Source organism: Micromonospora desertarenae (assembly GCF_056150265.1).
The window spans coordinates 145,345-157,931 of sequence record NZ_JAXCFQ010000004.1; the positions used below are offsets into that span (position 1 = coordinate 145,345).

Annotated in this window: 15 protein-coding genes; 2 read left to right on the forward strand and 13 right to left on the reverse strand. The window is 75.6% G+C overall.

Annotation, left to right across the window (positions count from 1 at the left end; genetic code table 11):
• Positions 1-12 precede the first annotated feature (12 nt).
• Positions 13-864, forward strand: a complete 852-nt coding sequence (locus SM577_RS09415; RefSeq protein ID WP_302920918.1) for a Rieske (2Fe-2S) protein — start codon at positions 13-15, stop codon at positions 862-864.
• 243 nt (positions 865-1,107) lie between these two features.
• On the opposite strand, the gene SM577_RS09420 is transcribed toward SM577_RS09415, so the two are convergent.
• Genes SM577_RS09420 through SM577_RS09475 form a run of 12 tightly spaced genes read right to left on the reverse strand, consistent with a single transcriptional unit; the run spans position 1,108 to position 10,304 of the window.
• Positions 1,108-2,340, reverse strand: coding sequence for a LysM peptidoglycan-binding domain-containing protein (locus SM577_RS09420; RefSeq protein WP_302920919.1), 1,233 nt, complete (start codon positions 2,338-2,340; stop codon positions 1,108-1,110).
• 15 nt (positions 2,341-2,355) lie between these two features.
• On the reverse strand, positions 2,356-2,787 hold the full coding sequence (locus tag SM577_RS09425; RefSeq protein WP_302920920.1) for a pilus assembly protein TadG-related protein: 432 nt from the start codon (positions 2,785-2,787) through the stop codon (positions 2,356-2,358).
• The gene (locus tag SM577_RS09430) at positions 2,784-3,263 is read right to left on the reverse strand and encodes a TadE/TadG family type IV pilus assembly protein (RefSeq protein ID WP_302920921.1); all 480 of its coding nucleotides are present in this window, start codon (positions 3,261-3,263) and stop codon (positions 2,784-2,786) included. The genes SM577_RS09425 and SM577_RS09430 overlap by 4 nt, the downstream gene beginning before the upstream one ends.
• Positions 3,248-3,688: a TadE/TadG family type IV pilus assembly protein gene (locus tag SM577_RS09435; RefSeq protein ID WP_302920923.1), complete on the reverse strand. Its 441-nt coding sequence runs from the start codon at positions 3,686-3,688 to the stop codon at positions 3,248-3,250. The genes SM577_RS09430 and SM577_RS09435 overlap by 16 nt, the downstream gene beginning before the upstream one ends.
• A 4-nt stretch (positions 3,689-3,692) precedes the next feature.
• Positions 3,693-3,896 carry a hypothetical protein gene (locus tag SM577_RS09440; RefSeq protein ID WP_302920924.1) on the reverse strand — a complete coding sequence of 68 codons (204 nt, stop codon included), beginning with the start codon at positions 3,894-3,896 and terminating at the stop codon, positions 3,693-3,695.
• Positions 3,897-3,918: 22 nt separating this feature from the next.
• Positions 3,919-4,788, reverse strand: a complete 870-nt coding sequence (locus tag SM577_RS09445) for a type II secretion system F family protein (protein ID WP_474580061.1) — start codon at positions 4,786-4,788, stop codon at positions 3,919-3,921.
• Between the two features lie 34 nt (positions 4,789-4,822).
• The gene (locus SM577_RS09450; protein WP_474580060.1) at positions 4,823-5,725 is read right to left on the reverse strand and encodes a type II secretion system F family protein; all 903 of its coding nucleotides are present in this window, start codon (positions 5,723-5,725) and stop codon (positions 4,823-4,825) included.
• Between the two features lie 3 nt (positions 5,726-5,728).
• Positions 5,729-7,336, reverse strand: coding sequence for a CpaF family protein (locus SM577_RS09455; protein ID WP_474586700.1), 1,608 nt, complete (start codon positions 7,334-7,336; stop codon positions 5,729-5,731).
• On the reverse strand, positions 7,326-8,126 hold the full coding sequence (locus SM577_RS09460) for a CpaE/TadZ family protein (protein ID WP_474586701.1): 801 nt from the start codon (positions 8,124-8,126) through the stop codon (positions 7,326-7,328). Before SM577_RS09460 ends, SM577_RS09455 begins: the two co-directional genes overlap by 11 nt.
• A 2-nt stretch (positions 8,127-8,128) precedes the next feature.
• Entirely contained in the window at positions 8,129-8,788 is a 660-nt protein-coding gene (locus SM577_RS09465) for an SAF domain-containing protein (protein ID WP_474586702.1), read from the reverse strand.
• Positions 8,785-9,744: a hypothetical protein gene (locus SM577_RS09470; protein ID WP_474586703.1), complete on the reverse strand. Its 960-nt coding sequence runs from the start codon at positions 9,742-9,744 to the stop codon at positions 8,785-8,787. The genes SM577_RS09465 and SM577_RS09470 overlap by 4 nt, the downstream gene beginning before the upstream one ends.
• Complete coding sequence (locus SM577_RS09475) at positions 9,738-10,304, reverse strand: hypothetical protein (protein WP_474586704.1); 567 nt, start codon at positions 10,302-10,304, stop codon at positions 9,738-9,740. Before SM577_RS09475 ends, SM577_RS09470 begins: the two co-directional genes overlap by 7 nt.
• A 637-nt stretch (positions 10,305-10,941) precedes the next feature.
• Between SM577_RS09475 and SM577_RS09480 the strand changes: the two genes are divergently transcribed.
• Positions 10,942-11,745 carry a prepilin peptidase gene (locus SM577_RS09480; RefSeq protein WP_474586705.1) on the forward strand — a complete coding sequence of 268 codons (804 nt, stop codon included), beginning with the start codon at positions 10,942-10,944 and terminating at the stop codon, positions 11,743-11,745.
• A 52-nt stretch (positions 11,746-11,797) separates the two neighbouring features.
• Here SM577_RS09480 and SM577_RS09485 read toward each other — a convergent pair whose 3' ends face one another.
• Positions 11,798-12,433 carry a phosphatase PAP2 family protein gene (locus SM577_RS09485; protein ID WP_302920932.1) on the reverse strand — a complete coding sequence of 212 codons (636 nt, stop codon included), beginning with the start codon at positions 12,431-12,433 and terminating at the stop codon, positions 11,798-11,800.
• Positions 12,434-12,587: the final 154 nt, after the last annotated feature.

Here is a 12,587-nt window from a genome sequence, read left to right on the forward strand (position 1 = left end):
AAGTCGGTACGGGTGCGAGCACTGTTGACGAAGATCGAACAGAACACCCGGCTGGACCGGGTGGGTGACCGGTTGCAGCGTGCGGTGCAGGCGACGCTGCGGCCGCAGCGGGTCCGCGACCTGCTGCACGGGGTGTGGCTGGGCCATCCGCTGCACCCGGCGATGGTGCAGGTGCCGGTGGGCGCCTGGATCAGCGCGGCGGTGCTGGACGTGCTGCCCGGGCAGCAGCGGGCGGCCACCACGCTCACCACGCTGGGCACGGTGAGCGCCCTGCCGGCGGCGGTCGCCGGCCTCAACGACTGGGCCGCGCTCGCCCCCGACCAGCGCCGGGTGGGCCTGGTGCACGCCGCGTCCAACACCGTCGCCCTGGCCTTCTACGCCGGCTCGGTGAGCGCGCGCCTGCGCGGGCGGCACGGGCTCGGCCGGGCCCTCGGCATGATGGGGCTCAGCGCGGCCAGCATGGGCGCCTACATCGGCGGGCACCTGGCGTACAAGCAGGGCGCGCAGGTCAACCAGAGCATCTCCGAGATGCACCGGATGAGCGGCGGCTGGCACCCGCTGGGCGACATGGCGGCCCTGCCGCAGCGCCAACTGATCACCCGGGAGATCGACGACGTGTCGGTGATCCTCTACCGGCACGACGACGACGTCACGGTGATGCTGGAGCGCTGCCCCCACCAGAGCGGCCCGCTCGGCCAGGGTGAGGTGCAGGTGGTCGACGGGCACGAGTGCGTGGTCTGCCCGTGGCACGGCAGCACGTTCCGGCTCAACGGCGGCGAGGTCGTGCACGGCCCGTCCGGCAACGACCAGCAGATCCTGCAGACCCGGATCCGCGAGGGCGTGCTGGAGGCCCGCCTCCCCTGACCCGCGACGCGGGTGGTGAGGTCGCGCGGCGGTAGGTCGGCGCGCCGCCGCCCGAGCGGGCCGCTGCCGCAGAGTCATCACGCTCTTCTGGATGTACTGCCGGGTCCGAGGTGACCGTCGGTGACGGTCTGCCTGTCCGGTCCGGTCGGGGGTCGGTCTCTGACGTGTCGGCGCTGGGTTGTCGGGCGCTCAGGTCGGTGCTGGGCGCGGTCGTCGGGACGGCGGCTGCGTCGGCTCGGCCGGCTAGTCGCGGCGGTGCCGACCCACCGGGAGTTCTCCGGCGCTCGCCTGCGCCCCGGTCCGGCCGCGTCCGGTGGCCGGGCGGCGCCGCAGCCCGAGGACCGCGCCGATCTGGGCGCCGACGATGCTGGCCACGGCGAGCACGGCGGAGACCGCCAGCGGCCGGTTCATCCGGTCCGGCTCACCCGCCCGGGCCGCCCCGACCGTCACCGGAGCGCCGCCGGGAGCCTCGGCCGCCGGCGGCGCCACGCCCGGCCGTTCCCGCGTCGTCTCCGCCGACCCCGGCGCGGCCCGGTCGGAGCCGGCCTTCCCCTGGGTCGCCCGACCGGGCGTGGTCGGGGCCGCGGTCTGCTGGCCCGCGCCGGCCTGGCCGGGGTTCGGCTGGCCCGGTGCGACCTGACCTGGGGTCGGGTGGCCGGGGCGGGTCGGGCGGGCGACCAGTCGGCCGGTGGCGTGCGGACGGGCGCCCCGGTCGCTGGCCTGCGCTGGCAGCTTCAGCAACTGGCCGGGGCGGATCCGGTCCGGGTCGTCCAGCCGGTTGAGCCGGGCCAGCTCCCGGTAGTCGGCGAACTCGCCCAGGTAGCGCTCGGCGACGGCGCCGAGGTAGTCCCCCTTCGCCACCCGGTAGACGGGCGCGCCGGCGACCGGCGCGCGGCTCCCCGACCCGCCCGCACCCGACCCGCCCGCGCCGGGCGGCAGCGCGCCCGACTCGCTCGCGCCGGGTGGCAGCGCGGGCGACGCGATCGAGTACCAGGCCGCTTCGGGCGCCGAGGGCGGGACCGATGCCGGTACCAGCGGCGCGACCGCGGCCGGCTGGGCGTACGGCTGCATGGTGGCGGTGGCGGCGCTCGCCGCCGGGGCGGCGGCGACGATCAGCGCGACCGACCCGACCAGCGCGGCCGCCGCGCGCTGCTGGCGGCTCATCCCGGGCAGCCGGGGCGCCGGCCGGCGTAGCGCCTGCGCTGCCAGCTCGACCAGCACCGAGAGGGTGAAGGTGGCCCAGCCGAACCAGCCGGCCAAGGCCAGCGCCCGCAGGAAGAGCCGGCCGTCGTCGCGGCTGGTCAGGGTGGCGCCGATCTCGGCGACCGTGGGCACGTGGTCGGGCAGCGGGTTGCCGGCGAGGGCGAGCAGCGCCACCGGCCCGCCGACCACCACCGCGCAGAGCACGACGAGCGCGGCGAACCCGGTCAGGACCCGTCCGGTCCGCCGGAGGGCGGAGCGACCCGATGCGGCCATGGCTGCCTTCCTTCCCTACGGCGCGCGGGTGAGCGCCCGCGCGGTGGCCTCCCCGGAGACGGTGACGGTGTCGTCGAAGCCGAAGAGGCCGAGCATGGATCTGCGGTAGGTGACGGTGACCTCGACCCGGACGACGGTCTCGCCGTCGACGGTCGGGAAGCTCACCGTGTGCCGGGTCGCCCCGGCCGCGGCCAGGTAGTCGGCGATCGCCCGGCGCGCCTGCGGCTGGTTGATCCGCTTCGGTCCGCCCTCGATCGCGGTGGCCCGGTCGATGGCCTGGCCGCCCGTCCGGGCCGCCTCGGCGGCCAGGTTGTCGGCGCGCTGGAGGGTGCGCAGCTGCCCGGCGCCGTCGACGGCCAGACCGATGATCGCCAGGACGCCGACCATCGTCACGGCGAGGAAGACGCTCACCCGGCCGGTGTCGGACGCGGCGGCCCGGCGGGTCATCCCCGGCTCCGGTAGCGGTCCAGCGGCGAGGTGAAGCTCGCCGCGACCCGGTTCCCGGCGGGCATCCCGGGCAGCGCCGCGAGCTGGATGTCCCGGAACGAGACAGTGCAGGCCACCTGGACGGTGACTGTCGCGTCCTGTCCGACCGGGCTGCGGAACGCCGCGTCGAACGTGGACGGCCTTCCGCGTACCGAACCGCTGAAGGTGACCTCCGGCGTGCCGGCGCAGTCCAGGCCACGCCAGTCCAGTTGCCGGCGGGCCGCGTCCCGCGCCGCGCGCCGCGCGGTCGCCGGATCGCGGGAGATCGACGCGGCCCGGGCGGCGTCGTGCGCGGCGGCGTCGATCGCCTCGGCCGCCACCGCGGTACGCCCGGCCACCCCGGCCAGCACGATGAGCGCGATGAAGGCCGGCGCCAGCACCGCCACCTCGATCGAGACCGAGCCCCGCTCGGCGGTACGGCTCACGGCTCGGTCCACCGTTCCACCGTCCCGTGCGCGGTCTGCCGCACCGGGAAGTCGACGCCGGGGATCACCGACAGGGAGCGCCCGCGCACCGTGCAGGTCACCTCGGTGGCGCCGGTGACGCAGCTCGGCCCGGGGTCGTCCCAGCCGACCAGCCAGTCGCCGGCGGACCGCAGGAAACGGGTGGCCCGCGCCTCCCCGGCGCCGGGCGGCGCCTGGTGCAGCCGCTGCGCGTTGACAGCGCTCTGCGCCGCGTTGAGCGCGGTGGACCGGGCGACGAACCAGACAGCGACCTGGATGGAGGCGAAGAGCAGCACCAGGATGAGCGGCAGCACCACGGCCAGCTCCACCGGGTTGGCCCCGCGGTCCGCGGGCGGGCGCGGGCGCCGGGCGGTGGGGGCGACCGCCCGGCGCCCGCTGGAGAAAGCCGCGTGACGCATCGAGTTACTGCGGGTTCTTGTGGCCCGGGATGGCGTTCATCCAGTCGTTGGCCTTGGCCAGTGCCACCCCGGTGACCACCGTGGCCACGAAGACCAGGCCGAAGATGATCACCGCGGTGGGCACCGGGCTGTCGCCGCGCTCACCGTCGCGGCGCAGCTCGGCCAGGCGCGCCGTCAGCGCGACGTGCAGGTAGGTGACGAGGGACATGACGTGCTCCTTCTCTTGCGGGTCAGACCCGGGCGATGAACGGGTAGACGGCGAAGCCGAGCAGGACGAAGACGAGCAGGGCGCCGGGGATGTCCAGCCGGCTGGTGACCCCCTCCGCGCGGGCCAGGTTGTCGGTACGGATCTGGTCGCGCAGCGAGTCGGCGCGGCTGCGCAGGGTCTCGTGCACCTGGGCGCCCTCGCTGCCGGAGGAGCGCATGATCGCCCCCACGTCGCCCAGCTCCGGGATGCCGATCCGGTCGGCGAGGTCGCGCAACTCGTCCCAGGGCGAGTGCATCTGCAACTGGGCGAGCCGCAGCGCCTCCCGGAGCCGGTCGAAGACCCAGCCGTCACAGACCGCGGCGGCCCGCTCCAGCGACTGCACCGGCCCGTGCGCGGCGCTGAGCTGCAACGCCACCAGATCCAGGTAGGTGCAGACGGCCTGGCGGAACTCGTCCCGCGCGGCGTCCGCCCGGGTGAGCACCGCCCGGTGGGCGAGCAGCGCGCCGAGCAGCGCCATGCCGAGGCTGCCCAGCACCGGTACGGCCACCGGCACCCCGATGCCGAGCACGAACAGGGCCACCCCGAGCACGCTCGGCATGGCGAGCCCGACCAGGGCGGAGAGCAGCAGCGACAGCGCGTACTGCTCGGGGGTGCGGTCGATCAGCGCGAGCTGCCGGTGCGGCGGACGCAGCCAGCGGGACAGGCCGGTGAGCCATTCCAGCCGGCGGCCGGCGGCGGCTCGCCCGGGGCCGGCGGCCGGCTGGTGCAGCCGGCGCAGCGCCGGGCCGAGCGCCGGCGTCGCCGGCACCAGTTCCCGGACCACCAGGAACAGCCCGAGCCCGATCGCGGCCCCGCCGCAGACGGCCAGCGCGAGCGGCCAGTTGCCGGTCATCCTCGCCCTCCCTCCGGGAAGTCCGGACGGGTGCTCACGCGATCGCCTCCTGCGGGTCGGGGGCGGGCAGGAAGCGGGCCGGCCGCCGCGGCTGGCTCATCGAGCGCACCCAGGCCAGCAGCCCGACGAAGGCCGCGCCCAGAGCGGCCATCACCAGCTGCCCGGCCGGCGTGCCGTACGGGCGGATGTACTCGGTGTTCACCAGCCCGTACGCCAGCGTCGCCAGGGTCATCCCGGTGAGGAAGCGGACCGCGAACCGGGGTTGGGTGCGCTTGGCCTCGATCTCCCGGCGGGTGGCCACCTCGGCGGCCGCCGCGGACGCGATCGAGCCGAGCACGTCGCCGAGCCGCTCGCCCCGGTCGGACAGGTGCAGGATCAGCGCCGCCACCACCTGGTCGCCGACCGGGTCGCCGATCTCCTCGGCGAAGGCGAGCAGCGCCGAGCGGGCCAGCCAGCCGGCCTGGAGCCGGGCGGCGAGCAGCCGTACCTCCTCCTGGATCTCCTCGGGAGCGGTGCTGACCGTGCCGATCACCGCCTGCTGGAGCCCCTGGCCGGTGGCGGAGACGTCCTTGAGCCGGCGGGTCCACTCGCCGACCGCCTCGATCCGGGCGATCGCCCGCTGCTCGGCCCGGCCGACCGAGAAGAGCCACGGGGTGCCCGGCACGGCCACCGCCACCAGCAGACCGACCACCGGCAGCCCGGTGAGCAGGAAAGCCAGCGCGCCGGCGACCAGCGCGCCGACCAACAGGGCCTGGTACGCCCGCTGTTCCCGGGGCGTCGCGCCGGAGCCGCGCCAGAGCCGGCTGACCCCCCGCCCCGCGCCGGGCGCCGGGCCGGGTGGCCGGCGGGTGCCGACCAGCGCCACCGCCGCCAGCAGCAGCCCGGCGACGCAGGCCGCCCCGGAGACCACCGCGATCAGTTCGACGTCGGCGAGCACCGGTCACCGCCGGCCGAGTCGGGTCTGCAGGGGCCGCCGCCAGGCGCCGGTGCCGGCCTCGATCCACCGGGTCAGCAGCCGGGCGTCGTAGCCGACCCGGAGCAGTTGGGCGCGGATCCGCTCGGGCAGGTGCCGGGGCACCGCCCGGCCGTCCGGACCGGGGCCGAAGACCGCGGTGGTGACGATCCGGTTGCCCTCGCCGACGCCGATCACCTCCTCGACGTGCGAGACGAAGCGGTGCTTGCGCCCACCGATCGCCGTCTCGTCCTCGACGGTGACGTAGACGATCAGGTCGAGCGCGTTGCCGGCCATCCGGCGGGCCTGGTCGACGGTCATCTCCCGGCCGTGCGCCAACGCCAGCTCGATGATCCGTTCGCCCACCCCGGCCGGGGTCCGGGCGTGGATGGTGCACATCGAGCCCCGGCTGGTGGTCATCGCCTGGAGCATCGGGACGATCTCCCGGGACCGGACCTCGCCGACGATGATCCGCAGGACGCCCATCCGCAGCGCGAGCGGGATCAGGTCGGCGATGCTCACCTCGCCGGCCGGGCGGCCGTCCAGCCCCCGTTCGCCGTGCCCCTCCCGCGCCTCGAAGCTCATCACCGCCCGGTGCCGCGCCCGGCGGCGCGCCGGCAGCAGCTCCCGGCTCTCCTCCAGCAGCACGTACGGCTCGTCGGCCGGGATCTCGTTCATCAGCGCCCGGATGACGGTGGTCTTCCCCGCCCCGGCCAGGCCGGCGACCATGATGTTCAGCCCGGCCCGCAGGGACGCGCGGAGGAAGTCGCGCAGCAGCGGGTCGATCATCTCGGCCAGGTCGCCCCGGCCGCCGGCGATGTCGTCCAGGCTCACGTCCAGCGTGTTGTGCTTGCGGATCACCGCGTACGGGCGGTGGCTGACCAGGAACACGGCGGCGAGCCGGCTGCCGTCGGGCAGTTGCAGGTCGAGCGTGGGCTTCGAGGTGGACAGGGACCGCTCGGTGGCGCCGGCCCGGCGGGCGGCCGCCTGGAGGATCTCCACCAGCTCGTCGTCGCTGTCCGCGATCGGCTCGGCCCAGTCGACCCCACCGCCGTGCCGGGTGACGCGCACCTGGTCGCAGCCGAGGATGTGCACCTCCTCGATGGTGTCGTCGACCAGCAGGGTCTGCAGCCGGCCGAGCCCGGCCAGCTCGGCGGTGACCTGGTCGAGCAGCAGCCGCTCCGCGCCGGCGGCCATCGGGGTGCCGGCCCGGCGCACCGAGTCGGCGTACTCGGCGACCACCGCCACGGCCAGCCGGGCCCGTTCGGTGTCCTCGGCGTCGGCGTCGAACTCCCGGCCGCGCTGCCACCGGGTGAGCCGTTCGCTGAGCTCCCGGCGCAGCTCGCGGACCACCTGGAAGTCGACCCGCGGCCGGGGCGGCGGGTCCGGCGGCGCGCCGACCGGGACCGGCGTGCCGTGGTGGTGCCGCCCGTTCGGCGTCACCCCGTTCGCCTGGGTCCCGTGCCCCGTGCCCGACGGGGTGGCGCCGTTCGCCCCGGGCGGGACGGCACCGTTCACCCCGGGCAGCGGCGGCGCGGTGGAGGTGGCACCGGGCGGCTGGCGGCGCGGGTCCGACGAGACCGGCTCAAAGCGCATCCGGCACCCCCTGCGACACCGGCCAGGCCAACCGGGCGCGCCGGCGTTCCAGCAGCGACCCGACCGGCACCTCCAGGGCCGCGGCCGCGCGCATCAGCGGCCGTCCGGCCCGCACGGTGCCGCCCAGGGCGAGCACCTCGGCGGTACGCGGGTCGTGCGGCAGCCGGTCGATCACCGGCAGCCGCAGGGTCTTGCTGATCTCGCCGCGTCCGTGGCCGGCGCCGACCAGCAGCAGCCGCAGCGTGCCGGGGGAGACCCGGTGTTCGGTGAAGTCCCGCTCGATCGCCCGGACCATCGCCCGGGTGCCGGAGAGGTCGGGCAGTCGGGCGCCGCTGACCAGCAGCACCACCGACGCGGCCCGCAGGATCGGCCAGGGTGGGCCGGGGACCTGCAACCGGCCACAGTCGACCAGCACGTCGTAGCCGGGGTCCCCCCGCTCCAGCCCGGTGAAGAAGTCGGCGAACCGCTGCCAGAGCGGGGCGACGCTGCCCGCCTGCGCCGGGTCCACCACGCCGGGCAGCAGCAGCCGTTCCCGCTTCGGGGCGTCGAGGTCGACCAGTTGCGACCAGAAGGCGGTCTCCAGGTTGCCGTCGCGCAGTTCACCGACGGCCAGTTCACCGATGCCCCGGGGCCCGTCGAGCGCGCCGCCGAGATAGCCGGCGAGGATCGACCCGCCGGCCGGGTCGGCCTCGACCAGCACCAGCCGGCGGTGCCAGCTCAGGGCGCAGGCCAGGGCGGTGGTGGTGACGCCCGGCGAGCCCTTCGCCGACACCAGCGCGATGATCGCCATGCTCAGGCCGCCTCGGTGAGCACGACGGCGATCCGCTCCTGGGCCGAGAGCGCCACCACGGCCGGCACGTCGCGCACCGCGAGCGCCAGGTAGAGCACGATCTCGGTGTCGTTCTGGCCGGTCGCCGTGTCGATCACGGTGGCCTCGAACCGGGTGGCGGTGGCCGCCGGGCCGGTGTCGTCGTCGTCCGGGGTGCTCACCAGCAGGACCTTGTCGCCGGGGTGCAGCTCGCGGGCCGGTACCTCGGCCGGGCCGAGGCCCAGCGCGAGCTGCTGCTGGCCGGGGGCGAGCAGCGGGTCGTCGGTGAGCTGGGCCATGGTGAGCAGGGTTCCGGGGGTGAGGGAGACCGCGGCCCGCTTGCCCACCACCTCGTCGAGCCGGCCGGCCGGCACCGGCGCCAGCCCCTGGCCGCCGGCCACCTGCACCGGCACCAGGTCGTCCGCGCTGAGCTGCCGGCCGACCTCGACCGGGCGGGCCATCGCCAGGTAGCTGCCGGTGGCCCGGACGGAGGTGACCGCGAACGCGGCGCCGAGCCCGCCGAGGGCGATCAGCAGGACGGCCAGGCCGAGCAGTCCGGGGCGGGTCCGGCGCTGCCGGACCACCTTGGGCGGGGCGACCGGCGCGTCCACCGGTCCGGTTCCGTTGCGCGTCGCCAGGCTCATCGGGTCACCACCTGGAGTTCGTTGATCTGGATCGGGACGGTGCCGCTGGTGCGGGTCTGCGGGATCTCGCCGCGCTGGCCGCCGCCGCGCCAGGTCACCGTCCAGTACGTGGTGGCGCTGACCCGGTACGTGCCGGCCTTCGGGTAGCCGGTGTGGTAGCCGCAGTCGGGGGAGGTCCGCCCGGCCCGGGGCCCGGTGGCCGAGTACGGGGTGCCCGGGCGGGTACAGGTGACCTTCCGGCCATTGCCCATGCTCCACACGATCCGGTCGACCTTCGCCGCGATCGAGACGGTCAACCCGCGGTCGGAGGCGGAGGCACGCAGCGGGCCGAAGTAGTTCGGGCCCCGGCTGGCCCACATCCACACGGGCAGCCCGACCAGCCCCGGGCCCTTGCTCTTGCGCGGCGCCACGGCGACCCGGGGCGGGAGCAGTTGGATCGAGGCGAGCGCCCGGCGGGCCAGCTCCTCCGGGTCGGGCGGCGCGCCGAATCCGGGCGGCGGGCTGTCCCGCAGCACGGTGGTCTGGTCACCCAGGTCGCCGCCGTTGCAGGTGCGCACGTACCACTGCTGGCCGGGCGGCGTGTTCGCCGGCTGCGGCTGGGCGAGCTTGTAGTAGCAGCCGTCGCCGTTGTTGAACCAGCCGAGCAGGTCGTCGTAGCAGGGGATGGTGCGGCCGTTCCACTGGCACTTTCCGCCGCCGCCACCCCCGGAGTCCCCACCTCCGCCGCTGTCGCCGCCGCCCGGGCCGCCGGGCGTGCCCGGGTCGTCGTCCCAGACACTGCAGTCGGGCTGCCCCGGCGGGCACTCGACGCCCGGGTCGGCCCGTCCGGCGGCGACCGCCGGCACGGTGGCCCCGGTGGCCAGCAGCAGCGCCAGGCCGACGCCGCCGAGCGCGCGGCGGGCCGCCCCGGTCCGTGTACCGGGGCCCGGGGCGGCCCTTCCTCCCCAGGTCAGCACGGCTGGTCCTGGTGGCCCGCGCCGGCGCTGACCAACCAGCGACCGTCGGGATAGCGGGTGGCGGTGGCGGTGGCCAGGTGCCGGCCTCCGCCGGTGCCGGGGACCACCCGGTTGGTCCGGGCGTAGACCAGCCGGTAGCCGGTGGCGTCCAGGCAGTCCTGGATCTCCACGGTGGGCGGGTCGGCGTCCAGGTCGACGGAGGTGACGGTCGGGGCGGAGCGCAGCGTCCCGGTACGCATAGCGCCGTGCTCCTTCGCCTCCCGAATGGTCACCCGGACCCGGGTCAACAGCGGATCGGCGAGGAATCTGGACAGTTCCGGATGATGTGGATCGCTTCGCCGGCTGGCCGTACGGGATGCGTCGAGATAACCGGAATACGCGGCGAGCGCCGCTTTCTCCGCCGCCTGTTCCGCGGCTTTCCGCTGCTCGGGGGCGGGCGCCCGCCGGTCGTCGACCGGCCGGCCGATCGCCTCCCGCTCGGCCCCGCAGGCGGTGGCCGAGCCGACCGCCGCGAGCGTGAGCAGGCCGGCCACCCAGCGGTTGAGCTGCCGTCCTCGCACCGTCGTGCCTCCTCGATGGCGCCCCGGGGGCCACCGTCACGGTGGCCTGCGGGCATGCGGCAGCGCGGCCGGATGACCACATCCGGGCCCGTGAATTGCGCAGCCACATTTACCGCTATGGATTACTTACCAATGCACGTTCCAGAAAGCGTCCTGTCGGTCGAACGTGTGTTGCGTCACACCCAAGGGGCGAGCATAGGCTGACGTCCGCCGATGCAACAGAGGCAATTCATTCGAATACCGAGAGTGATGACGGGTGGTGGCGACGGGTGGTCGAGGTGGGATCGCGGGAAGGTCGGGGGCGGGACGGGGTGATCGTCTCGTGGTGTTCGCGGCATGGATTTCCCATCCGAGATCGGGGCGGCCGCGCTGCCGGGAAGGGGCCGACCCGACGCGGCATCTGGCCCGATCCGTCCACCGGCCACGCCGGCCGGACCGGCCGCTATTCGCGCTTTATGGGAATCCCATCACCGCACAAGCCGGGCTTCCCGCCCGGCGGCAGCTGTGTCGCCCCCTCGGCCGGGGATGCGGCCCGCCGTCACACGGGTCGGGCGCCAGCACTACCGTCCGTGTCGGCCGTTCGACACCGCGTCCGGGGCGTGGACCCCGCCGCGCGTCCCCGTGCGGGGGTTCCGGGATGGCGCTGACCGGACCCGCCGAAGGGCTCGACCGGGCCGAGGGCGGGTCGGCGGGCGCCGGGTCGCCGGCCGGCTCGCGCCGTTGGTCGGGGCGGTTGGCCGTGCTGACGGTCACCCCGCTGCTGCGGCTGGCCGCGATCCGGTACGCCGTACCGCCGGGTCGGCCGGAGCGGACCGGCTGCGACGGCTGCGCCGCCCCGATCGGGCTGGACCGGCCCCGGCCGGCGCTCGGCCCGGCCGCCCGGTGCGGCGGCTGCGGCGCCCGGATCGGCCCGCCGCCCGGTGCCGTGGAACTGGCCGCGCTGGTGGCGCTCGGGCTGCTGGTGCTGACCGGTCCGCCGCCGGTCGAGCTGGCCGCCACCGCCTGGTGGCTGGGCTGGGCCGTGCCGCTGGTCTTCGTGGACCTGGCGGTGCACCGGCTGCCGGACCGGCTCACCTGGCCGGCGGCGGCCGGGACCTGGCTGCTGCTCGGGCTGGCGGCGCTGGCCGGGGCCGACCCGGCGCCCTGGTTGCGGGCCACCGGCGCCGGCCTCGGACTGGCCGCCTTCTTCGCGACCAGCACGCTGCTACTCGGCCGGCGCGGCTTCGGCCTCGGCGACGCCAAGTTGGCGTTGGGCGCCGGCGCCCTGCTCGGCTGGTACGGCTGGGGGCTGCCGGTGGTCGGGCTGCTGCTCGCGGTCACCGCCTCCGGGCTGGTCGCGGCGGCGCTGCTGGTGGCGCGCCGGGTGCGCTGGTCCAGCCACCTCCCGTTCGGCCCCTACCTGGTGCTCGGCACGGTCGGCGCGCTGCTCCTGGCGGGGTGACACCTCGCCGCATGGTTCAGCACCGGGCTCCCGGCGCACCGGATGGGGGCGGTCAGCGGCGCGCGGTGCCGCCCACGGTGTCAGCCATCGGGCGCTCGGCGCGCCGGGCCCACCGGCGCAGCAGGTCGCCGCCCGGGCGGGCGAGCAGCGTCGTGACCACGACCGCCACCAGCGCACCGAGCAGCGCGCCGGCGATGACGTCGTGCGGGTAGTGCACCCCGACGAAGGTGCGGGAGAACGCACCCAGCACCGCCAGCGGCAGCGCCACCAGCCCGATCCGGCGGGAGAGCAGCAGCGTCGCCGCCGCCAGCGCGCCCGCGATGGTGGCGTGGTTGCTCGGGAAGGACCAGTCACCGGTCGGCGGGCAACTGCTCGCCACGATGACCACGTCGGCCAGCGCCCGGCACGGCCGTTCCTGGTCGACCACCGACTTCAGCGCCTCGCTGCACCCGTACGCCAGGATCACCGACAGCGGCGCGACCAGCGCGAGCGCCCGGTCCCGGGGCCCGCCGCCGAACCGGCTGAGGGCCGCCGCCAGCAGCAGCGCGCCGAGCAGCAGGATCGCTCCCTCGGTGAAGTGCCCGGCGAACCACTGCACCGGTTGCGGGGTATCCGCGGCGAAGCCGACGATGTCCTGGTACCACTCGATGCTGATCTCCGGAACATCCGGCTTGCTCGCAACAACCATGACTCACCTCACCAACCGTTCATACCGGGTTTACCGCGCAGACAAGGTTGGAACACCTTGGCGGTCACCGCAGTGTGCGATGGTCGGGACGTCCCCCTGACTTTCGTCTCAGTGACCTCACAGCCGGGTCTGCTTCGGTGGTGCCAGGTACGTC